The organism is Zunongwangia sp., assembly GCF_048269745.1.
In the GTDB taxonomy this organism is placed as follows: domain Bacteria; phylum Bacteroidota; class Bacteroidia; order Flavobacteriales; family Flavobacteriaceae; genus Zunongwangia.
In genome coordinates this window covers 532,896-555,891 of record NZ_JBLXIB010000001.1, presented here as the reverse complement: position 1 = coordinate 555,891, position 22,996 = coordinate 532,896, and the positions used below count along the sequence as shown (strand labels likewise).

The following is a 22,996-nucleotide window of genomic DNA, read 5'->3' as shown; positions in this document are numbered from 1 at the left end:
ATTAGAATTAAATTAAATACCTATGGAACTTGATTTGATAGCTACTTCCACACCCCGGCGTAAGCGGTTCAAAACTTTCATTGCCAATTGCGCTTGAGAAACCGGAATACTGGGCAGCATCGGAACACCACTTTCTCTCATCATTCTAAAAGCAATCGCCTTTTCATTGGTGGGCAATTTCATCAGGGATGCAAAATAGACTTTCGGATTCTTGATGAAATCCTTTCGAGCTTTGTAGGTCTCAGCGAAGTTCCTTTGATAGCCAAAAGTTTTGTCAAAAGTCTTTTCTGCTCGCTGGAAAAACCTATCACGGTCAAAGCCCCGTTTTACTTTCTTCCCGTGCATCTCGACTTCCGATGCCTTATGCTTGCTTCCCGGGGAAAGGCTAAAGGTATTGGAGGCATCCTTTCGGCTTACGATGATATGAATATGACTTTGGTTTCCTGCTTTTGGCATTCCCTGAACGATTCGCTGCCCATACTGCTGATGGGGCGCTTCCCTTTCTAATTTGGAGATCTTTCGTTGTAGGGATTTAATTTCCCCTTCCCTGCTCTGTACTTTCAATTGTCGAATCTCATTTTTAAGCTCAAGGATTTGAGTGGCATAGGGCTGGTTTTCCTTGATCTGCCGATCCGTTCCCTTAAAGGTGCGTTGGTGTTCTATTTTTGCATAATACTTAATATCCTCAATACGAATAGGTCGTCCGTTGATTTCACGGTTAAAGGAGGCTACATAATCCTTCATCAGTTCCCGGGTATATTTTTTTAAATCTTCGCTGCTATTCTGCAATCGTTTCAGCTCATATCTGGAAGGGCTGACCGTAATGGAATAGAATTTAGGTTCGTTCTTTTTCAGTTTAGCAGTGTTGCCATCAATTTCTTTGACTACTTCTTCAGCGGAAATTTGATCATCATATTGATTAAAAAAATGCTCCATTTCAGAAGGCTCTAAGCCTTCGTTTTCCTTTTCCAGGTAACCGACAAAATCGCCTGAACCTGGTGAATAATGCCCTCCCAGTTTTTGAGGTGTGATCGTAATATACATAGCTCAAAAATTTAGTGTTCGTTATGATGATTTTTCTTTTCCTGAAATCCTGCCTCACCGGCAGGCAGGCTTACTTTAGGTGGTTCTTCGGCATATTTCTTTTCCACAATCAAGGGTTTCTTTTTGGGTTCTTCTATTTCAAACAGCGATTGAATCATTGCCGCAGTCGGTTTGGTTTGTGTTTTTTCCACATCCCGCATTATGGCGATTACCGCATTGATTCTTTTTAAAAGTTTCGCTTCGATGGTCCTTCCAGTAGGCCCTAATTTCTCTTTTGGGGAGATCTCGTTATAGAAGAAAAAGTCGAGCATTGTTTCCAATGCCTCGGTGTGTGATTTGAAGTGTGTTCTTGAAAATTCCTGAAAACGTTTCGCTGTTTCCTTTTTAAACCTGATACCGATAAATGAGTCCATAATTCGCCGATTTGTCGCAAATCATTCCCTAAAAATGGGCGTTTACAGGGCATTTGTCGCAAATTGTAGAAGGTCGGGAATTTAGCATTCTTTCAAATCACTAAAAATCAGTGATTTAAAAATAAAAAAGAGTCCTAAACATCGCATCGCGTGTTACCCTCTTGCTACTCCTTTTCGTTCGCCCCAGGCGAACAAAATTTCGTACAATTTGGATCAAAATCCAATTGCCATTTTGAGGAAAATAATTTCCTGTTATGTTATTTTTCGATGGGTACGGTTATCGGCGAAAGTCAAAAAAAAGGATAACCCTACGTAAAATTGAATGCTGAATTTCAGCAAACTAAAGATAATGATTTTTATGGAATTAGAACAAATCCAACAAAAAAACACCACTACAATATAGCGGTGTTTTCCTGATAAATTTTTAAAAATTAAATATTGAATACAAAAGTATAAGAATACAAATTCCGTATGGCTTCTTCTTCAATCATCGTTTCAAAACTGGTGTAATATTCCTTAACGTATTTACGGATTTCATTCCCAAATTTTCGTTCCACATCCTTCTTGGAATTTTCCAAAAGTCGGTTTTGAGCTTCCTTGCTCAAGTCTGTAAAATTTAGATAGATCATAGCTTTCAATTTATAGGATTCCGTTATCTGCAAAACTGTAGTAATCGCCATCGGGAGTCAGTATTAAATGGTCTAAAATTTTGATATGAAACAACTCTCCAGCCTTTTTAATTTTTTGGGTCAGGCGTTTATCGGCTTCACTTGGTTTTAAAGTTCCACTCGGATGGTTATGTAGTAAAATAACTGCCGTAGTAAGGCTCTTTAAAAGGACGGCAAACAGGATGCGGACATCTACTAAAGTGCCGGTAATCCCCCCATTGGAAACCTCATAAATCCCTTTGACTTTATTGGCATTATTAAGCAAAAGTATTTTAAAGGTTTCGTATAGTTCGATTGTTTCTTTGTTCCAATGATTATAGGCTAAATCTGCTGCACTCTGGGAACAGGTGATCTTGGGAAGTAAATTTGCTTTGGTGCTTCCGCTGTAACTTATGGCTATTTCATTAACTTTGCTTTTCATTGTTTTTCAATTATTTGTGAATGATGAATAAGAGGGCGCAACTTTCCAAGGGAACGTCCTCTTAAATTTTAAGGATTACTTATCGCTTTTGCTTCCAAGTAATAGAATTTCATTAGCTTCAACCTCGGTTACATAGCGTTGGTTGCCGTCATCCGTGGTATAACTTCGGGTTCGTAGTTTTCCCGTTAGGGCGATTTCCTTTCCTTTGCCTACATAATTTTCGATAATCTCGGCAGTCTTGCCCCAAGCTACAACGGTATGCCAGTCGGTGGACTGTATTTTTTCGCCTTTGTTGTTTTTGTAGACCTCGTTGGTGGCAACTGAAAAACGAGCTACTTTTTTTCCGCTTTCAAGGTTGGTGATGGTTGGCTCTTGTCCAACGTTTCCGATTAACTGTACGTGATTTTTTAAAGTACTCATAATAAAATATTTAAAGACCTGTCTGCCGACAGGCAGGTTAATATTACTATCTGAACCATTCAGAAAGTTTGCGTTTCTATTTTTTTGAAGTGATTTACTTATTATATCTTGAGCGTTTTCCTTTTTTGTTTTTTTTGGTGCCGCTTCCTTTTTGATGTTTTTGTACGATTTCATAAGATTCATTTTAGATTTACTTCCCATAGCGCCCTCGCTGTTACCTTTTTTTGTTGCTGATACATTTTCAATATTTGGAATTGATAAGGATTTATAAAAAGGAGGCACGACTGGCTTATGCAATCCGTTCAACTTCCAAATGTTGGTATTTTGCTGTCAAAAAAAGGGAGGGACAGTGAGGGTGCGGGAGTAGGTCTAAAGGCTTTTGTGAAGTACCAATACATAGGAAGCGACACCAAATGATTAAATGGAATTCCGATGGAGCGGACTCCGTTCCCGATTTCGGATTGGGAATGTAGTGTTCCTTCCCAGAGCATCGGGAAGGGTTAACGGAATGAAAAGGAGAAATTGGGGATGGTGTTCAAGACTTCTATAGGGAAGCTTTTTGCCCGGAATGTAGCTTTTTGCGAGATGAGGGGAATATGCTGAGTGAACTCAATAAAAGAATAATGCTTTATGGGCTAATTATACGCTATAGTGGAAAATATATGTAACAAATTCAATTGTCCTAAAAAAATACTTTTTTTGGCACAAAATTAAGCTCCTTTTATTATTTTTTTCAATAGCGTAAAATACTATTTACTTTTTTAGCTATTTTTGTAAAAAATATTTAACGTTATGCCTAGAAATAGCCTTATACTACTACCTAAAAACCAGAAGCTTTTACAAGCAGTGGGAGAAAATATCAAGTTGGCACGCTTACGCAGGAAACTAACGATGGATCAGGTTTCAGAGCGGGCAGGGATTTCCCGTCCTACACTTTCTTCCCTAGAAAAAGGAAGTCCTTCAATTTCTTTAGGTATTATTCTACAGGTTTTATTAGTATTAGGATTGGAGAAGGATATATTGCTTTTGGCCAAAGATGATACATTGGGTAGAAAAATACAGGATGCCGATCTAACCGTTAAAGAACGTGGTCCAAAAAATACCAAGAAATAATGACACAGGAACGAAAAGAAATATTGGTATATGCGCATTGGGATGGAATTGAAGCTCCATTCTTAATGGGGAGTTTATATGCTACGCCATCTAGAGGAAAAGAAATATTTTCCTTTGAATATGCTAAAGAATGGTTACAATCGGATTATGCCCAGATCATAGATCCAGATTTACAATTATTCGAAGGAGCCCAGTACCTGACTGATGAGAAATCCAATTTCGGTATTTTCTTGGATTCCTCACCTGATCGATGGGGTCGAGTTCTAATGATGCGTAAAGAGGCTGCTAAAGCTAGGAAAGAAGAACGCCGGCCTAACACTTTAATGGAATCGGATTACCTACTCGGAGTTTATGATAATAACAGAATGGGAGGACTTCGTTTTAAAACAACGTCCGATGGTGCATTTTTAGATGATGATGAAGCGATGGCCGCACCACCTTTTGCTGCACTTCGGGATCTTGAATTTGCCAGCTTACAACTAGAAAAAGAAGATGCCCCTGACAATCCAGAATACCTAAAATGGCTAAATATGCTAATGGCACCAGGATCTTCTTTGGGAGGTGCAAGACCCAAGGCAAACATTCGGGATACTGACGGAAGTTTATGGATTGCTAAATTCCCAAGTCAAAATGATCGTCAGGATATGGGCGCTTGGGAAATGCTTGCCTATCAGCTTGCCATTCAATCTGGTATTGAAATGGCACCGTCAAGGATACAAAAATTCTCACACCATCAACATACATTTCTAACACAACGATTTGATCGTAACAACGCTGGTACCCGTATTCACTTTGCTTCTGCAATGACCTTATTAGGATATACTGATGGAACGGACTATCAAGATGGGGTTAGTTATTTGGAGCTTGTGGAATTTTTGATGCAGCATGGAACTAACGTTGATAACGATCTCAAAAAATTATGGAGCCGCATTGTTTTTAATATAGCCATATCAAATACCGACGATCATCTTCGCAATCACGGATTCCTTTTGAGGGATTCGGGCTGGATACTTTCGCCGGCTTATGATATTAATCCAACCCCGAACGGTACTGGTTTAAAACTTAATATTTCAGAAACCGATAATGCGTTGGATTTTGACCTTGTACGAGAAGTAGCTCCATATTTTCGGTTAAAAGAAAAAGAGGCCGATGCTATTATCAATACAATTGGTCAGAATATAGCCCAATGGGAACAAATAGCGACGGATCTAGGTATTCCAAGAAACGAAATGGAATTAATGAAAAATGCATTTAAGTATTAAAATAGTTCATCAATCCTATTTCTTGCAATAAAATAATAGCATTTGAAATCAAGAGAAATGTCAAATCGAAAACGTTGTGATTCTGTACCTATTCTGTACCCCTTGTAAAAAAGAAAGGCCTCACATTTCTGTGAAGCCTTGTCATTGCTAGTAGCGGGAACTGGACTCGAACCAGTGACCTTCGGGTTATGAGCCCGACGAGCTACCTACTGCTCTATCCCGCGATATATATTTTTAATATCTCTATTTCAGTATGTCTTGATAGCCATTGTTTCGCTATCGGGATGCAAATATACAACTCTTTTTTACTTCTCCAAAGGAAAAATAAAAAAAACTGATTTTTTTATTGTTCTATATTTCGAGCTTCAAAAACTTGAAGATTGTTCTCTTCAAATTCTATATGAAACTCTATAGGATTACAGCAATTCTCACAATCTTCAATATAAGTCTGGCTAACAATGGAAGGGTCTAATAATATTGATATTTCTTGCCAACAATATGGACACTGAAAAAAATATTCTTCCATTTTATCGAATTTTAATTAAAGTTATATAAATTAAAATTTATTATTGCTCTAATTCTTCTATCTGAAGAAGTAAATCTTCCCACTCTGTAGTGAATTGCTTTAGTTGTTTCTTTTGAGCATTATAATTATCTAAAAAGTGAGGCTGAGCTATTGTTTTCTCATAATTTGTAGCAAGCTCATGATCTTTATTTTTAAGTTCTCGCTCAATTTTAGTGATTTTAGATTCTATTTTACTCAATTTATTATTAAGTGTTTTTAGTTGCTTTTGATCTCCGTACGATTGTTTTTCTTTCGTTATTCCTTTCTGAACACTAGCTTTAGGTTTCTTGTCGCGCTTTTCTACGGCACGCATATCTTCTAGCTTTCTCTGTTCTAAATAATAATCGATATCTCCTAAATATTCTTTTATCTTATGATCACGAAATTCGTACACTGTACTTGTTAAACCTTGTAGGAAATCTCGATCGTGAGAAACCAAAATAAGGGTTCCTTCAAAATTATTTAAGGCATCTTTTAATACGTTTTTAGATTTAATATCTAAGTGATTGGTAGGCTCATCCATCACTAATACATTAAAAGGCTGCAATAGCATTTTACAAAGTGCTAAACGGTTCCGTTCTCCTCCGGAAAGGACTTTTACTTTTTTATCAACTTCATCTCCTCTAAATAAAAAAGACCCCAACATATCTCTAACCTTAGATCGGTTAGTTTCGTTAGCAGCATCTACCATTGTATTGTAAATACTTTTCTCTCCGTCTAAATAATCAGCTTGATTTTGGGCGAAGTACCCTAACTGAACATTATGTCCTAGTTTTAACTCCCCGGTATGAGAAAGCTCATCTATAATTATTTTAGCTAAAGTGGTTTTACCTTGACCGTTTTGTCCTACAAATGCAATTTTACTTCCTCGCTCTATCAATAAATTTATATCACGAAGTACTTGATGGTCTCCATAAGCTTTACCTACATGATGAGCTTCTACAACAACTTTTCCCGGCTGTACGGAAACAGGAAAAGAAATATTCATTACTGCATTATCATCTTCATCTACTTCAATACGATCTATTTTATCTAACTTTTTGACTAAAGATTGAGCCATAGAAGCTTTTGTTGCTTTCGCACGAAATTTTTCAATCAACTTTTCAGTATGCTCAATTTCTTTTTGCTGATTTTTTTGAGCTGCTAATTGCTGATCTCGTAATTCTTTTCTTAAAACCAAATACTCAGAATACGGTTTTTTATAATCGTAAATTTTCCCAAGAGAAATCTCTATAGTTCGGTTAGTAACATTATCTAAAAACATTTTATCGTGGGATACTAATACTACACAACCCGAATAATTATTAAGGAACTGTTCTAACCAAATAATACTTTCGATATCTAAGTGGTTAGTTGGCTCATCTAATAAGAGTAAATCGTTATTTTGAAGTAGAAGTTTAGCTAACTCTATACGCATACGCCAACCACCGGAAAAAGTATCGGTCAGTTTATCGAAATCCTCTCGTTTAAAACCTAAACCTAATAATACTTTTTCAGTTTCACCTTGATAAGCATAGCCTCCAATTATTTCATATTGATGGGTGATATCGGTTAAACTTTGTATAAGTTCGGTATACGAATCACTTTCGTAATCAGTTCGTGTAGCTAACTGATGATTAATTTCATCCATTTGAAGCTCTAAACTTTTTATAGCTTCAAAAGCCTGGTAAGCTTCATCTAAAACAGTTCGGCCTTGAACAAAATCTATATCTTGTTTTAAAAAACCAATATTAAGCTCTTTATCCTTAGCTATCTGGCCAGTATCGTACTCTTGTTCTTCAGCAATAATCTTAAGCAAAGTAGATTTTCCGGCACCGTTTTTACCAACAAGGCCTATACGGTCTCCTGCTCCTAAGCGAAAACTAATTTCTTGAAATAAATATTCTCCTTGAAAGGAAACTGAAAGTTGATGTATATTAAGCATTATTGTATAAAAAGTATCTTAGATTTCCTGCAAAGATGCTTAAATTTGTACATCAAAAAAAATATATATTTATCATGCTTAAAGGAACTAAACTATACAGCATTTTTACAGGAGCTTGTCCTGTATGTCAAGAAGAAAGCATGTACAAAGAAAAGAACCCGTATAAATTAGGTAAAGTTTACGAAATGCACGACCATTGTTCGCATTGCGGAACAAAATACAAAATAGAACCATCCTTTTTTTATGGCGCCATGTATGTAAGCTATGCACTTGGGGTTGCTTTTTCTGTAGCTGCTTTTATTATTTCACATGTTTTTTTAGGAGGCGGTTTAGTTGCTTCTTTTTTAGCTATTGTGGGAACATTAATCTTTTTTATGCCAATAATTATGCGATTATCTAGAAATATTTGGATTAATTTCTTCTTGAATTATAATAAAAATGCAGCTAAAAAAAATTCAAATTAAGCATTTTGAAAATGCTTTTTTGTAAAGCGATCAATATCTATTTCAGGAGATAAAGGAATATCTTCCTCTATAAAATTTAAAAGTTGTTCTGAAATTAGTGGTGCAATAAGCACACCTCGGCTTCCAAAACCATTACAAACAAAAAGGCTATTATGCTTAGGGTGTTTTCCTAACATTGGCCTACGATCTTTAGTTGCCGGGCGTATACCTGCTACCTGATCTACAACTTCAAAATCACATTTTACTACCTCAGATAATTGCTTTTCTAATTTCTCTTTAGCATTTTGAGTAGGATTTTGAGTTTTATCCTGATGGTTATAGGTCGCTCCTATTTTATACAAATCGTTTCCTAATGGAATAATGAAAACAGAAGATTTTACGGCTTGTTTTAATTGAAGTTGAGGAGATTTAATTATAATATACTCCCCTTTATTTCCTCGTATTGGTAAATAATCAAAATAAGGATTTTTGGTTATATTAAAACCATCACAAAAAATAATGTTTTTTGCTTCGATACCTTTGTATATGACTGAATTTTCCAAGAGTTCTAATTGATTGTAATCGAAACTAGAATATTCTAACTGTTTTTTTTCTTGTAAGTAGCTAGCATAAGTATCTATTAGCTTCTCGGTAGCAAGAGCTCCGGTTTGCTGTACTTTACCAAAAGAAAATTCATTTTTTATATTTGAATTTAAATCTTTTACTAACTGCGGACTTAAAAACGGAGTTAATCGAGGCTTATCGGTTGCTTCGAACCATTGATTTTGTTCTTCTACAGAATGAAACCTACGATGTATAGAAAAAGATTGTAAAAAGGCTGTACTAAACTTTTCCTCTAATGCTTTATAAAAAGGAATGGCATATTTTAATTGCTTATCGGCTTCCCAAGCTAATGTAAAACGTTTTAAAATAACCGGATTATAAATTCCGCCAGCTACTTTAGAAGATGTTAAAGAATTATCTTCAAACACCAAGAAAGAACGTTCTTTTTTCTCTAATTGTTCAGCAATACATAAACCACTTAAACCAAAGCCAACTACAATATAATCGTACATTCTATTTTATTTTACTACAAAGTAAGCATAAAAAAAGCGCCTAAAAAAGGCGCTTTTACATTATATTATTTATGTAGATATTAATAATTCCACATGTCTTGCTCAAAATTTCGAATTTCTTCTTTAATTCTCTGAGATTCTAATAGCTGCATAAAACTATTATCTACTATATAATCATTTATTGAACGATCTCCTTGAACATTATCTTCTTTATAGATAATAGAATTAAAACGACGGGCATTTAATAACTGATCAAAAGAGATTGTATTATTATTACCCATGTAAGCTTTTGCATCAAATAAAACTTGTCTAGCATCTGGATACCATACCCAAAAAAGGTCTACTAGATCGTTCATATCACTATCTAAAAAGTTTACATCGGGAGCTCTTGGAGCTATTCCTAGAATTCGATATTTCAATTGTGCTTGTCGCTTATCAAAATACCAAATCCCTCGTATTTTATACTCTTTAATATCTGCTGAAGTAAGTTCTCTACGGTCTATAAACTGCTCATCAACTTCCTCTCCGGCATTATATTGCTCAATACCTAAATTAGTAGTGTCTACACGAGCAAGAGTTGCTTGGATATCTTTTAAAGTACGCTTTTCTGTAAAATAAGAATCTGCATAGATATTTTCTATTTTCCCGTTTTTAATTGCTCGAATTAAAACATCATATAAAGATCTTCTATTTGATGATATATTCAATGTATCGATTGGATAATACAACGGAAAATTAATACGCTCATCTAAATCTATAATTTCCCAAGTTCCTTTAGACCATAAAATATCTCGATTTCCAACATAACCATATTCTAAAGGTTTGGTTTCTTCTAAACCTTGATCTCCTAAAGGCTTACCTATATCTTCTGGCTTTTCAGCATTTAAGATGTTTACTGTTTGCGCAACACCTGACATTGTTATCAGACAGCATAAACTAAGCATTAATATTTTCCTTATCATAAAAACGTCTTTCATCACAAATTTAGTTTGTAAGCTCTATAAATACAGGAGCTACTTGTTTTAAACGATAACCACTGTTTGTTGATAGTGAAGCTTCAATATCATAAACTTGAACTGTTTCTCCACGAGAGGCTCTTCGAAGTACTGATTTTGCCTGACTATTTAAGCGATTCCCGTTAACTACTACAGTAGGCTGACCAGAAACTTTGAATTTAAATCCGGTTACTCTCAATCCTATATTGAAATCGAAATCCGGTAGATTTGCACCTATGTCTGAAGCTTCTAAACTGTTTCTAGGCATTTTAACTGCTCCAGATTCTCCACGAACTGTACCTACAGGACTTGGAATATCTTTAATTCTAAATGTTGAACTTGAAGGATAACTTTGACCATCTATTGTTCCTGTTACATTTATACTAACCTCTCTTGCCTTCAAGCTAGTAACATCCATTACGTAACTACTACCTGACACTCTAGATATTCCAGGTGCGCTTACGCTTATACTACTAGCTGGAACTCCTGCCATAGAAATAGTTAATGGATTTTTCACTCCTCTATATAAAACATTCATTTTATCTGCTGAGATAGTCGCTGAATTAGGCTTAGGAATTACCGCATATTCTTGACTTACAGGAACAGGAGTATCTTCTCCATTTTCAGTAAAAATCAACTGTCCTTCAATTTTATGACTTCCAGCATTTCCAGTTGGTACATTTAAAACAACTTTACCACCTTGAATAGAATAATCACTATTAGATAATTTCCTTCCATCTAAAGTTAATTCTACTTTATTCGGTTTTGTTGTTGCATCGGTTCTTCCTAATACAATAGAACCATTAAAAGTTTCACCTTGGTAATATGCCGATTTTGGAGTTTCTAATAAAGTTGAATAATTATTCATAGAAACCTCTTCTTGCAATTGGCCTGATAGCATTGCAGAAAGAATATCATTTTCTGTAGTTTTAACATCAGATTGAATTTGCGTCATCTGTGTGATAGACGCTACTAATGGATATCCTTCAAAATTATAGGTTAACCAAGGCTTTTTTATTCCTTCGCTATCAGTTTCATCAGCAGTACTAAATTTATTTTTAATCTCTGCTTTTAAACCCGCATAATCTTCTCCTAAAGTTTCGATTACTGATTTTCTATAATTACTGATTTTGTCAACAAATTCTTTACCTCTTGGAGATATTCTCCCTCCAGTAAAAAATTTCTCATCTAGGATAATATTTTTATCCATCGCTTGGTAATCTGTTTTATCATCAACTTCTTTCAGTAAGTTTTGTTTTACACCAGCTATATACTGGTCTAAGTTTTGTGATAATTGATGAATTTTTTCAGCTTTTTTAGCTAGATCAGCATATTTTTCAGCTTGTTCACTCGCTTTTGCTTGCAAACCTTGCATAGCTGATGAATTACGTTTTTCAGCAGTTGCATTAGAATCTTCTAACTTCTCATTCATCCGACCGAATGCAACTAAAACTTCTTTAGACATATTAAGTGCCATCATTGCGATAAACACTAAATACATCAGGTTAATCATCTTCTGCCTTGGGCTTTGTTTTCCTGATGCCATGTATTTTTCTTATAAGTGATTATAAAGTTTGTAGATTTTCAGTTAAGCTCGCTTCTGAATATTCATTGCTGAAAGCATACCGCCATAAACACCATTTAAAGATGCCATATTTGAGGTTAACGAATCCATCTCAGCTTGCAGTTTACCTGCATTTTCAGTAACAGCTTTATTGATTTCAGCTTGTTTAGAAGCTGATTCTACCTGTACTTTATAAATACTATTTAGAGTCTCTAATTGTGTAGCTGCAGTACTTAATTCTTGGCTATACTTTTTCTGTGAAGCCATTGCATCTACAGTTGGAGAAATATTTTTTGCTGCTCCTTCAAAATTACGAATACTATCACCTAGGCTAGTCATTAATGAAGAATCTATTTTCGCCTCTTTTAACATATCATCTAATTTTTTAGACAACATGCCTTCTGTTTCTTTCACTTGCTCTACATCACCTTCTTTTCGATTAACAGAAGTTGCAACTGCACTACCATCTACTAATTCAGGATAAACTAAAGACCAATCATATTCATCATCTACGGAATCAAACGCAGATACAGTAAACACTAAAGCTTCTGTTATAAGACCAGCGATCAACATCTCATTTCCAAGCGGCCAGTGCATAATTTTAAAAAGTGCCCCCAAGATAACTACAGCCGCACCTAGACCATATACCATATTCATTACCTTAGCTTTTGATTTCGATTTTGCCATTCTATTAAATTTTATAATTTTTTATAAGATTAATGTTTTTGTAAGAATTTGGAGATTCTGAATCGACTAACCTACTATTACTTCCGCTAAAGAGAAAGTTTTTATCGTCGAAATGTATTTTGTTGATTAAGAGGAACATCATTTCCTAAATAATCTTGTACTGTTCTAAACCCTATGTAACTTCTAGCTGAATCCGCATACTCATAATCCCTAGAACTAACTTGTAAGAAGTAAGCTACATCTTTCCAAGAACCGCCTCTAATAACCTTTTTGTTATTATCATAATTATTTACTGTAGGGTTCATTGAAGACATATATTCATAAGAAGATGGATCGTAAGAAGAATTAACCCATTCAGATACGTTACCTGCCATATTGTATAATCCAAATTCATTTGGATCATATGATTTTGCTTCAACAGTATAAAGAGCTTGATCGGCTGCATAATCCCCACGAAGTGGCTTAAAATTCGCCATAAAACAACCTCTATCATTTTTTGTATAAGGACCACCCCATGGATATGTCGCTCCTTCTAACCCTCCTCTAGCAGCATACTCCCATTCTGCTTCAGTTGGTAATCTATACGCAGGCACATTGCTCTCTTCTCGAGCTTTTTTATAATCGTTATTATATTTAGTACGCCATTGTGAAAATGCTCTTGCTTGTTTCCAAGTAACACCTACAACCGGATAATCATCAAATGCGCTATGCCAAAAATAATCGTTATGCATTGGCTCATTATATGAATAATTAAAATCTTTTATCCAAACGGTTGTATCTGGATAAACTTCAACAACTTCAGACTGAATATAATCGCTTCTATTATCATTTTTGCCTTTAGCCGCAGCCTGAACGTCAAACCAAGAATATTTATATTTTAGCTTATGAACATCTATGGTTCTTAATCCATTAAAAGCTTCGTCTTTTGGAATATATAATTGATCCATCACTCTAGAATAAGCAACATCTGGATAATCTTCAGTATCCCATATAATATCTATATCCTTATTCAGCTTTCTGTTTTCGTAATCATCCAACTCACTACCGGTACCATAAGTCTCCATCATATATTCTTGGTAAGGAGTAAGATCGCTCTCGTCATTATCTAAAAAAGCATATTCTCCGATGCCATCATCACCAGGAGTAGCTCCTTCTAATTCTGCTTCCATAGCTAGCATAACACGTGCAACAGAATCTTTTACATAATTAACAAATTGACGATATTCTGCATTGGTAATTTCAGTTTCATCCATATAAAATGAATTAACTGTTACAGTTTTTGGAGATGCATCTAAAGTTCCTGCTATATCATCATCCGACTTACCCATAATAAACGATCCTCCAGGAACTAAAACCATCCCAAAAGGTTCTTCAGGTATCCATTTTTTTCCTTCCGCACCTACTAACTGTCCTTTATCATTGCTTCCACAACTATATAGTAAAGCAAGGACAGATAACAGCGAAATAATTTTCTTCATAATCTTTATTAGGTTAAGACATCTCAAATTTAGGCAGTAAACCTATCTAAATATTTTTTAAAAAACAACAGTTTTAAGAAAAATACAACTACTGATTGGTTTACTAAGATTCAGTTAAACTTCATTTTTTCGTTTTGCTTTATACCACCGATCTGGCATTTCCTGATCGCAAGCTTTTAGATAATCATCCTCACTACATGGTAAAAGCGTTGTGTTTTCTAATCTAGATCCTTCTGTAGGTTGATAAGGTATTTCTATCCACCAACGAGTACTTCTGGGACTTTTGTAAAATACTAATACATCATTATCGATCGGAACTTGATACTTTATAAAAGTATCTATTGCTTTTTTTGTATTCTCATTAGTTCTATAATTTACACCTTCTATAAAATACCAAATAAGCTGAGCAACAAGTTTTGCCGATTTATTTTTGGGTAACTCACCTGCTTCATAAATACCAAAAGAAGATACTGCATCGCTCAAACCTGCATATCTAACTAATGCACAAATCTCTCTACCTGTAAACCCATTTGGGTTTCCTTGAGACTCGTCTCCTAAAGTTGCCGCTTCAATACTATTTACATCAACTCCTACAATATCTGCCATTCGTAAAACAGGTTCCATCTTAGATAAATCAGACGCTGCTTCTCCTAAACGAATTGCATCGAAGAAAAAATGATCCATTAATGCAATTTCTTCTTGAGAATTATAATAGGTTTGATATCCTATATTAGAATAGTTAAATAGATTAAAAGGCTTATTAACGATAATTTTACTAACATAAGATTTATTGGTGATTTCTTTTTCCGCATCTCCTAAATCTAATTGCGCATCAATATTCACCAAATTAACCATAGTTTTTAGATTATCGTAAGCTCTATATTGAGCGTACATCAAATCTTGAGAGCCTCCTAAAATAACAGGAATTATATTTTGCTGAAGTAAAAACTTCACCAAACTCTGTACTGCAAAATAAGTATCTTTAACGCTATCTCCCTTTTTAACAGTTCCTAAATCAGCCAGATTTACATCCCAGTTGCCAGGAAATAGAACATAAAATTCTCTTCGGATTTTATCGAAACTTAATTCTTTTTTTTCTTCTACAGATTGCCGATTCTCTTCTACACTAAAAATTGCAAGCTGTACATTACTTAAATCTAGTAAACTTTCAGGTAGGTTTAATTTTATTTTGGCGCCTAACGAATGCTTACTTATAGTTTTAATATACTTTACAGTATCTTCAGGTAAAGGACTTAAAAAATCCCAATTCATTTTTATTTATTTTTGGTCTTTTTCTTAGTCGTTGTTTTTTTTGCGGTAGATTTCTTTTTAGTTGTTTTCTTTTTGGGAGCATTTTTTTCTAAAATACCTTTCACCTCCTCTAAGGTAAGTTTAGTGGCATCTACTGTTTTAGGTAATTCAATTTTTGTTTTACCTTTTATAACATTCGATCTACCCCATCTGGCTTTTTCTACCCGTATTCCTTCTTCTTCCCAGTTATGAATAACTTTTTCAATTTCTTTTCGTTTCTTCTCTTCAATTAAAGTAACGATATCATCTTCGGAAAGATTGTCGAAATCATATTTTTTATTCACGTTAATGAATAAGCTATTCCATTTCAAATAAGGACCAAATCTACCCACTCCTTTTTGAACTGGTTTATCTTCGTATTCGTAAATAGGTGCATCTGCCTTTTCACGTTCAACAATTAACTCTTTTGCTCTATCGAAATCTACATCTAAAGGTTTCTCTCCTTTTTCTAGAGAGATATATTTTTTCCCAAATTTAACATAGGGTCCATATCGTCCGTTATTCACTTCTACTCTTTCTCCCTTGTACTCTCCTAATTCCTTCGGAAGTTCAAAAAGCTTCATAGCTTCTTCAAAAGTAATAGTATCTAATGTTTGATCTGTACCTAAACTTGCAAATTTTGGTTTTTCTTCATCTTCAACTGACCCTATTTGAACCATCGGTCCAAATTTTCCTAAACGTACACTTACCGGTTTACCTGAATCAGGATCTTCCCCTAAAATACGTTCTCCTACTTCTCTATCAGCATTTTTTGCTACATCCTGAACATGCGGATGGAAATCTTTATAGAATTCCTTCATCATGTGTGTCCACTCCTCATTTCCTTCAGCAATATCATCGAAACTCTGTTCTACTTTAGCCGTGAAATTATAGTCCAAAATATTCGAAAAATGATTCACCAAAAAGTCGTTTACTACTTTCCCTACTGCTGTTGGTATTAATTTTCCTTTGTCGCTTCCTACCATTTCGGTAAGATTCTTTTCGGAAATAGCCTCTTTTTTAAGAGTAAACTGTACATATTCTCTTTCTGTACCTTCTACCGTTCCTCGTTCAATATAATTTCTATTTTGAATGGTTGATATAGTAGGTGCATAAGTAGATGGTCTACCAATCCCTAACTCTTCCATTTTTTTCACTAAAGATGCTTCCGTATAACGGTATGGAGGTCTTGTAAAACGTTCGGTTGCGGTGATATAATTATTTTCTAAAGATTCACCCTCTTTCATATTAGGAAGCATTCCACTTTGCTCTTCAGCATCATCTTCATCATCACTTCCCTCTAGATATACTTTTAAAAATCCTTCGAATTTTAAAACTTCTCCGTTAGCTGTAAAATATTTATCGTGCGTATTTGCTTCAATTTTAACATTGGTTCTTTCCAATTCCGCTTCAGACATTTGTGAAGCAATTGCTCTTTTCCAGATCAACTCATACAAGCGTTGTTCGTCTCGCTCTGCTTTTACACTATGGCTTGCAAAGTTGGTGGGACGGATTGCCTCGTGAGCCTCTTGTGCTCCTTTTGTTTTTCCTTTAAACTGTCTGGTTTTTGCGTATTCTTCCCCGTAAGCTTTTAGAATTTCTCGATTTGCACCTTTTCTAGCATCTTCAGATAAGTTAACACTATCTGTTCTCATATAAGTAATATGCCCAGCTTCATACAAACGCTGTGCAAGTCGCATTGTTTTACTCACTGAAAAATACAATTTTCTAGAAGCTTCCTGCTGTAAAGTAGAAGTTGTAAAAGGAGGAGCTGGTGATTTTTTAGCGGGTTTTTTAGTAAGATCAGCTACTTTAAAATTGGCTCCTAAATTATCTTTTAAGAAAGCCTCAGCTTCTTCTTTACTATCAAAATTTTTAGGGAGCTTTGCTTTAAAACTTTTCCCTTCGCTGTTAGAAAATTCAGCATCGATTCGGTAAAACACCTTAGCATCAAAACCCTCTATTTCTCGTTCTCTCTCAACAATTAAACGAACGGCTACACTTTGAACTCTGCCTGCAGACAAACCGCCTTTCACTTTTCTCCAAAGCACTGGTGAAAGTTCGTAACCTACTAATCTATCCAATACACGTCTAGCTTGTTGTGCATTAACTAAATCGTAATTTATTTCTCTCGGGTTTTCTATAGCATTTAATATGGCCGATTTAGTAATCTCATGAAATACAATTCGCCTTGTTGTATCGCTTTTTAGCTTTAACTCTTCAGCTAAATGCCAAGCAATAGCTTCCCCTTCTCGGTCCTCATCACTAGCTAACCATACAATTTCTGCGGTTTTAGCCATTCCTTTAAGTTTTCTAACTAAATCTTTTTTGTCTTTAGAGACAATATATTTAGGAGAAAAACTTTCAGTATCTACACCTAACTCTTTCGTTGGTAAATCTGCAATATGTCCAAAACTAGAAGCCACCTTATAATCTTTCCCCAAAAACTTCTCTATCGTTTTTGCCTTGGCAGGAGACTCCACGATCACTAAATTTTTTGCCATAGTATCAATATTTGTAATTGCAAAAGTATAGGATTTTTTTTTTAAGCAAATAACTCTAACATTAAATGAATTAAAAAAATAAAGCAAGAACATCTATTTCTACTTATTATGAAAGTAAATAATGATGTAAAATTAAATACAGTAAGGTAATAACTAAAAAAGTAAAAAAATCAATTATTTAATGAACATAAACCAATTCAACAAACTGATTTTATTATATTTACAAATACAAAAACTCTTCCCCGATTACATTATATTGGTCTGAAAATAAAAATTTTTTCATAGGTGTTATCTTTAAAATTCAGGCTTATAATGAATAAATCGGGGATTTTTTAATAAAAATATTTTTTCTTTAAATTTTTAAAACGAAAAATTCAATTAGTTTTATTAAAAAAATCACTGCCACTTTGTCACAACACTCTTAAAGTGTATCTTTGCATCCTAATTACACTAAAGCTTAGTGCAGCATATGGAGAAGATTATTGACGAAAAACAACAGGGCAACACCCTTGTTATGGAGGCTAAAGCCGAAAATAAACGTAAACTTTTTATTGAAAGTTACGGTTGCCAAATGAATTTTAGCGATAGCGAAATTGTAGCTTCTATTTTAACTAAAGAAGGATATAATACCACACAAAATTTAGAAGAAGCCGATTTGGTTTTAGTAAATACTTGCTCAATTAGAGAAAAGGCTGAACAAACTGTTCGAAAACGTTTAGAAAAATACAATGCTGTAAAACGTATTAATCCAAACATGAAGGTTGGTGTGTTAGGATGTATGGCTGAACGATTAAAAGATAAATTCCTAGAAGAAGAAAAAATTGTAGATCTTGTTGTTGGCCCAGATGCTTACAAAGATTTACCAAACTTAATTAATGAAGTTAATGAGGGTAGAGATGCGGTAAATGTAATCTTATCGAAAGAAGAAACTTATGGCGATGTTTCTCCAGTTCGCTTGCAGAGTAACGGAGTATCTGCATTTGTTTCGATAACCAGAGGTTGCGACAATATGTGTACCTTTTGCGTAGTTCCTTTTACCAGAGGTAGAGAACGAAGCCGAGATCCGCAAAGCATTATAGAAGAAGTAAATGATCTTGCCGAAAAAGGTTATAAAGAAATTACATTACTAGGCCAAAATGTAGATAGTTATTTATGGTACGGTGGTGGCCTTAAAAAAGATTTTAAAAATGCTACAGCAATGCAAAAAGCTACGGCTACAAATTTTGCAACTCTTTTAAAATTAGTAGCTGAATCACAGCCAAAAATGAGAATTCGTTTTTCTACATCTAACCCTCAAGATATGACTTTAGATGTAATAGAAGTAATGGCTGCTCACCAAAATATTTGTAATTATATTCACCTTCCTGTTCAGAGTGGTAGCGACCGTATGCTGCAAAAAATGAACCGTCTACATACCAGAGAAGAATATTTTGCATTAATCGACAATATCAAAAAACTAATTCCAGAATGTGGAATTTCACATGATATTATTACCGGATTTCCTACCGAAACAGAGGAAGATCATCAAGATACACTTTCCTTAATGGAATATGTAAAATATGATTTCGGTTTTATGTTTGCTTATTCGGAACGTCCAGGGACAATGGCGGCTAGAAAATTTGAAGATGATGTTCCTCATGAAGTTAAAAAACGCAGACTATCAGAAATTGTTAGCCTTCAACAAAAACATAGTAAATACAATACCGAACAGTATTTAGGAAAAACAGTTGAAGTTCTTATCGAAAAAGAATCTAAAAAATCGGCTGCACATTGGAGTGGACGAAACTCTCAAAACACCGTAGTTGTTTTTGATAAAGATTGTTATAAAATAGGCGATTTTGTAAATGTAAAAGTTAACGATTGTACTAGTGCAACACTAATTGGAGAACCTATTGGCTATAGTAAAAACAACTAATTTTCTCTTATTAAAATTGTGTAAACCAACACGTAATACGTTTAAATGGAATCTGTACAAGCAATAAAACAACGATTTGGAATTATAGGAGACGATCCTAAATTAAACCGAGGTATAGAAAAAGCTACTCAAGTAGCACCAACAGATATTTCTGTATTAGTAACCGGAGAAAGTGGTGTTGGTAAAGAAAGTATTCCTAAAATTATACATTCTCTATCTCACCGTAAGCATGGCAAATACATTGCAGTAAACTGTGGAGCAATTCCGGAAGGAACTATAGATAGTGAATTATTTGGTCATGAGAAAGGTGCATTTACAGGTGCTAGCCAAACTCGTAGTGGCTATTTTGAAGTAGCCGATGAAGGAACCATTTTTTTAGATGAAGTTGGAGAACTTCCACTTGCTACCCAAGTACGTTTGTTAAGAGTGCTTGAAAATGGGGAATTTATGAAAGTAGGTTCTTCTAAAGTACAAAAAACAAACGTTAGAATTGTCGCAGCTACAAACGTAAATATGTTTGAAGCCATTAAAAAAGAAAAATTTAGAGAAGATCTTTATTATAGATTAAGTACAGTAGAAATTCAGCTTCCGCCATTACGCGAACGAAAAGCTGATATTCATTTATTATTTAGAAAATTTGCCTCCGATTTTGCTTTAAAATATAAAATGCCAACCATCCGTTTAGAAGACGATGCTGTAGAAATTCTTAAAAAATATAGATGGAGTGGTAACATTCGGCAACTTCGTAATATTGCTGAACAAATTTCAGTACTAGAACGTGAGCGCACTATTTCCGGCAAACGATTATTAGAATATCTTCCGGATATGGGAACTAACCTACCCGCAATAATTTCAGACAAACAAAAAGAAAGAAGCAGCGATGGAGATTTTAGCAACGAACGGGAAATTTTATATAAAGTCCTGTTCGATATGCGTAACGATTTGAACGACCTTAAAAAGCTAACGCTTAAATTAATGCAAGAAGGGAATTCAAAAGAAGTTCGAGATGAAAATGAAAGCTTAATTCAAAAAATTTACGGAAACGGTTCTGAAGAAGAAGATTTTAATGTAGAAGATTTAGACAGTGAAAATCTCGAAGTACTTCAAATTCCTGAAAATAATGCTTCCATTGACGATTCTGAAATAGATTCGATTGAAAAAGAAAGGGATAAATATCACTTTGCCGAAGAAATTGAAGAAGAAGAAACCTTAACCTTACAAGATAAAGAATTAGAGCTAATTAAAAAATCATTAGAAAGGCATAAAGGAAAACGCAAAGCAGCCGCTCAAGAATTAGGAATTAGCGAACGAACTTTATATCGAAAAATAAAACAATATAATTTATAATATCGGCTAATTTGCCGAAACGATCTCTATATGAAAAAAGTAGCTTTAATAATTGCAATTTTGGTTAGCTTCTCTGTCGCATCTTGTGGAATTTATTCGTTTACGGGAGCCAATACCGAAGGCTTAAATACTTTTCAGGTTAATTATTTCCCGAATAATGCCGATTTAATTGAGCCTGGTATAGAACGCCAATTCCGCTTAGATCTTCAAGATTTAATCCAAAATCAAACAAATTTAACGTTAACCGATAATAATGCCGACCTTATTTTTGAAGGAGAAATAACCGATTTCTATTTTGCTCCAATGACAGCTACTTCAAACAATACTGCTGCACAAACCCGTTTAACGATAACTGTTCAAGTTCAGTTTTACAATACAAAAGAACCAGAGAAAAATTTTGACAGACGCTTTTCTTTCTATTACGATTATGGAGCGCTTGAACAACTTACAGGATCCGATTTAGATGCTGCTGTAGCAGAAATTTATGAAAGGATAACTCAAGACATATTTAATGCCTCGCTTAACGATTGGTAATGGATGTAAAAAACCTTACATATTTGCTAGAAAACCCTGAAGAAATATCACTTCAGCAAACACAAGAACTTGAAAATATTTTGAGACAGACTCCCTATTTTCAAGCAGCCAGAGCAATTCGTTTAAAAGGTTTAAAAGACGCCAACAGCCCTTCGTACAATTCAGCATTAAAAAAAACAGCAGCCTATACGGCAGACCGAGAAATGCTTTTTGATTATATAAGCTCTGAGAGTTTTAATCAGAATAAATTAAACACATCAAAAATTCAAAAAGAAAACGAGCTTTTTAATGTGGAAGTTTACGATGCTATTCAGGTTTTAGGAAACAAAAGCATGGAAATTGGAGAAGCTATCCGAATGAAGTTAGATGAATCCAAAAGAGTATTTGATCCTGAATTGTTTAGAACCGCAACAACCAAAAAATCGGAATCTCCAAAAGAAGAAACTCCTCAAAAAATATTAAAATTAGGTACTCCTTTAGAATTTAACAATTCAGAATCGCATAGTTTTTCTGAATGGTTACGGTTAACAACTGCAAAACCTTTACCTAAAAAATCAGCAAAAACTCCTAAAAAAATACAAGAAAAATTCGATATTATCGATAAATTTATCGCGAAAAACCCAAAGATAAAACCCAGTAAACCAAAGACAAAAGCCAATTTAGCCGACGTAAACACCACTACTCCTGAAGCATTAATGACAGAGACTTTGGCGCGAGTGTATTTGGAACAAAAAAACTATAAAAAAGCAATTCAAGCCTATAAAATATTAATTTTGAAAAATCCCGAAAAAAGTGGTTTCTTTGCTGATCAAATTCGAGCAGTCGAAAAATTACAGGAAAATAATTTAGATAAAGAATGAGTACATTCACAATTTTTTTAGCATTAATAGTTATCGTAGCATTTCTACTAGTAGTAGTTATAATGGTACAGAATCCGAAAGGCGGAGGATTATCTTCATCTCTAGGCGGTGGAGGCCAACAAGTTGGTGGTGTCCAAAAAACTAACGACTTTTTAGACAAAAGCACTTGGACATTGGCTACCATTTTATTGGTCTTAATATTATTAAGCAACGTTACTATTATGGATGGTAAATCAGGTGTTACCGAATCTAAAGTTTTAAATGATGAAGATGTAGAAAACACCTTACCTGCTGCTCCTGCACAAATGGAGAACACAACTCCATCAACAGATACAGATACTGCTCAATAAGCATTATATAAACATATTTTTTAAAATGCCAGCTTCTGACAAGCTGGCATTTTTTTTGGGCAAGTGTCAGCTTTTTTTGGATGGCACAATTTTCGAAATACTCAGAATCGAGTATTTAAAATT

Annotated in this window: 22 protein-coding genes and 1 tRNA gene; 8 read left to right on the top strand and 15 right to left on the bottom strand. The window is 34.5% G+C overall.

Features of this window, described 5'->3' with window-relative positions; all coding sequences use genetic code 11:
- Positions 1–12: 12 nt before the first annotated feature.
- The 5 genes from mobB to ACN0WI_RS02445 all read right to left on the bottom strand — a co-directional run bounded on the left by mobB (position 13) and on the right by ACN0WI_RS02445 (position 2,966).
- Positions 13–1,044 carry a MobB family relaxase gene (mobB, locus tag ACN0WI_RS02465; RefSeq protein ID WP_417885024.1) on the bottom strand — a complete coding sequence of 344 codons (1,032 nt, stop codon included), beginning with the start codon at positions 1,042–1,044 and terminating at the stop codon, positions 13–15.
- An 11-nt stretch (positions 1,045–1,055) separates the two neighbouring features.
- Positions 1,056–1,457, bottom strand: a complete 402-nt coding sequence (locus ACN0WI_RS02460) for a BfmA/BtgA family mobilization protein (protein WP_417885023.1) — start codon at positions 1,455–1,457, stop codon at positions 1,056–1,058.
- 431 nt (positions 1,458–1,888) lie between these two features.
- On the bottom strand, positions 1,889–2,086 hold the full coding sequence (locus ACN0WI_RS02455) for a hypothetical protein (protein ID WP_417885022.1): 198 nt from the start codon (positions 2,084–2,086) through the stop codon (positions 1,889–1,891).
- A 10-nt stretch (positions 2,087–2,096) separates the two neighbouring features.
- On the bottom strand, positions 2,097–2,546 hold the full coding sequence (locus tag ACN0WI_RS02450; protein WP_417885021.1) for a JAB domain-containing protein: 450 nt from the start codon (positions 2,544–2,546) through the stop codon (positions 2,097–2,099).
- 75 nt (positions 2,547–2,621) lie between these two features.
- Positions 2,622–2,966 carry a single-stranded DNA-binding protein gene (locus ACN0WI_RS02445; protein WP_417885100.1) on the bottom strand — a complete coding sequence of 115 codons (345 nt, stop codon included), beginning with the start codon at positions 2,964–2,966 and terminating at the stop codon, positions 2,622–2,624.
- Positions 2,967–3,758: 792 nt separating this feature from the next.
- Here ACN0WI_RS02445 and ACN0WI_RS02440 point away from each other — a divergent pair.
- Positions 3,759–4,079, top strand: a complete 321-nt coding sequence (locus ACN0WI_RS02440) for a helix-turn-helix domain-containing protein (RefSeq protein ID WP_041579188.1) — start codon at positions 3,759–3,761, stop codon at positions 4,077–4,079.
- Entirely contained in the window at positions 4,079–5,341 is a 1,263-nt protein-coding gene (locus ACN0WI_RS02435) for a type II toxin-antitoxin system HipA family toxin (RefSeq protein ID WP_417885020.1), read from the top strand. The genes ACN0WI_RS02440 and ACN0WI_RS02435 overlap by 1 nt, the downstream gene beginning before the upstream one ends.
- Positions 5,342–5,492: 151 nt before the next feature.
- Here ACN0WI_RS02435 and ACN0WI_RS02430 read toward each other — a convergent pair.
- From ACN0WI_RS02430 to ACN0WI_RS02420, 3 genes are all read right to left on the bottom strand, one after another.
- Positions 5,493–5,565: transfer RNA gene (locus ACN0WI_RS02430), tRNA-Met, on the bottom strand.
- Between the two features lie 119 nt (positions 5,566–5,684).
- The gene (locus tag ACN0WI_RS02425; protein ID WP_417885019.1) at positions 5,685–5,867 is read right to left on the bottom strand and encodes a CPXCG motif-containing cysteine-rich protein; all 183 of its coding nucleotides are present in this window, start codon (positions 5,865–5,867) and stop codon (positions 5,685–5,687) included.
- Positions 5,868–5,907: 40 nt separating this feature from the next.
- The gene (locus ACN0WI_RS02420; RefSeq protein ID WP_417885018.1) at positions 5,908–7,830 is read right to left on the bottom strand and encodes an ABC-F family ATP-binding cassette domain-containing protein; all 1,923 of its coding nucleotides are present in this window, start codon (positions 7,828–7,830) and stop codon (positions 5,908–5,910) included.
- A gap of 71 nt (positions 7,831–7,901) precedes the next feature.
- On the opposite strand from ACN0WI_RS02420, the gene ACN0WI_RS02415 reads away from it, so the two are divergent.
- Positions 7,902–8,294 carry a DUF983 domain-containing protein gene (locus ACN0WI_RS02415; protein WP_417885099.1) on the top strand — a complete coding sequence of 131 codons (393 nt, stop codon included), beginning with the start codon at positions 7,902–7,904 and terminating at the stop codon, positions 8,292–8,294.
- Here the strand turns inward: ACN0WI_RS02415 and ACN0WI_RS02410 are convergent.
- The 7 genes from ACN0WI_RS02410 to topA form a co-directional block, all read right to left on the bottom strand.
- Positions 8,291–9,349 carry an NAD(P)/FAD-dependent oxidoreductase gene (locus tag ACN0WI_RS02410; protein WP_417885017.1) on the bottom strand — a complete coding sequence of 353 codons (1,059 nt, stop codon included), beginning with the start codon at positions 9,347–9,349 and terminating at the stop codon, positions 8,291–8,293. The two genes, ACN0WI_RS02415 and ACN0WI_RS02410, sit on opposite strands and share 4 nt — an antisense overlap.
- Positions 9,350–9,429: 80 nt before the next feature.
- On the bottom strand, positions 9,430–10,293 hold the full coding sequence (gene gldN / locus ACN0WI_RS02405) for a gliding motility protein GldN (protein WP_417885098.1): 864 nt from the start codon (positions 10,291–10,293) through the stop codon (positions 9,430–9,432).
- A gap of 40 nt (positions 10,294–10,333) precedes the next feature.
- Complete coding sequence (gene gldM, locus ACN0WI_RS02400) at positions 10,334–11,890, bottom strand: gliding motility protein GldM (RefSeq protein WP_417885016.1); 1,557 nt, start codon at positions 11,888–11,890, stop codon at positions 10,334–10,336.
- Positions 11,891–11,932: 42 nt separating this feature from the next.
- Complete coding sequence (gene gldL, locus ACN0WI_RS02395) at positions 11,933–12,595, bottom strand: gliding motility protein GldL (protein WP_417885015.1); 663 nt, start codon at positions 12,593–12,595, stop codon at positions 11,933–11,935.
- Positions 12,596–12,696: 101 nt separating this feature from the next.
- Entirely contained in the window at positions 12,697–14,073 is a 1,377-nt protein-coding gene (gldK, locus tag ACN0WI_RS02390; protein WP_417885014.1) for a gliding motility lipoprotein GldK, read from the bottom strand.
- Between the two features lie 114 nt (positions 14,074–14,187).
- The gene (locus ACN0WI_RS02385; protein WP_417885013.1) at positions 14,188–15,345 is read right to left on the bottom strand and encodes a formimidoylglutamase; all 1,158 of its coding nucleotides are present in this window, start codon (positions 15,343–15,345) and stop codon (positions 14,188–14,190) included.
- 2 nt (positions 15,346–15,347) lie between these two features.
- Positions 15,348–17,867 carry a type I DNA topoisomerase gene (topA, locus tag ACN0WI_RS02380; RefSeq protein WP_417885012.1) on the bottom strand — a complete coding sequence of 840 codons (2,520 nt, stop codon included), beginning with the start codon at positions 17,865–17,867 and terminating at the stop codon, positions 15,348–15,350.
- Positions 17,868–18,336: 469 nt separating this feature from the next.
- Between topA and miaB the strand changes: the two genes are divergently transcribed.
- The 5 genes from miaB to secG are packed head-to-tail and all read left to right on the top strand — an operon-like array spanning position 18,337 to position 22,873.
- Positions 18,337–19,782 carry a tRNA (N6-isopentenyl adenosine(37)-C2)-methylthiotransferase MiaB gene (gene miaB, locus ACN0WI_RS02375; RefSeq protein ID WP_417885011.1) on the top strand — a complete coding sequence of 482 codons (1,446 nt, stop codon included), beginning with the start codon at positions 18,337–18,339 and terminating at the stop codon, positions 19,780–19,782.
- 45 nt (positions 19,783–19,827) lie between these two features.
- Complete coding sequence (locus ACN0WI_RS02370; protein WP_417885010.1) at positions 19,828–21,129, top strand: sigma 54-interacting transcriptional regulator; 1,302 nt, start codon at positions 19,828–19,830, stop codon at positions 21,127–21,129.
- Positions 21,130–21,159: 30 nt separating this feature from the next.
- A complete protein-coding gene (locus ACN0WI_RS02365; RefSeq protein ID WP_417885009.1) occupies positions 21,160–21,663 on the top strand; it encodes an LptE family protein in 504 nt (167 codons plus the stop codon).
- Positions 21,663–22,523 (top strand): hypothetical protein, encoded by an 861-nt coding sequence (locus ACN0WI_RS02360; RefSeq protein ID WP_417885007.1) that lies wholly within the window; start codon positions 21,663–21,665, stop codon positions 22,521–22,523. Before ACN0WI_RS02365 ends, ACN0WI_RS02360 begins: the two co-directional genes overlap by 1 nt.
- Positions 22,520–22,873 carry a preprotein translocase subunit SecG gene (gene secG / locus ACN0WI_RS02355; RefSeq protein WP_417885006.1) on the top strand — a complete coding sequence of 118 codons (354 nt, stop codon included), beginning with the start codon at positions 22,520–22,522 and terminating at the stop codon, positions 22,871–22,873. Before ACN0WI_RS02360 ends, secG begins: the two co-directional genes overlap by 4 nt.
- Positions 22,874–22,996: the final 123 nt, after the last annotated feature.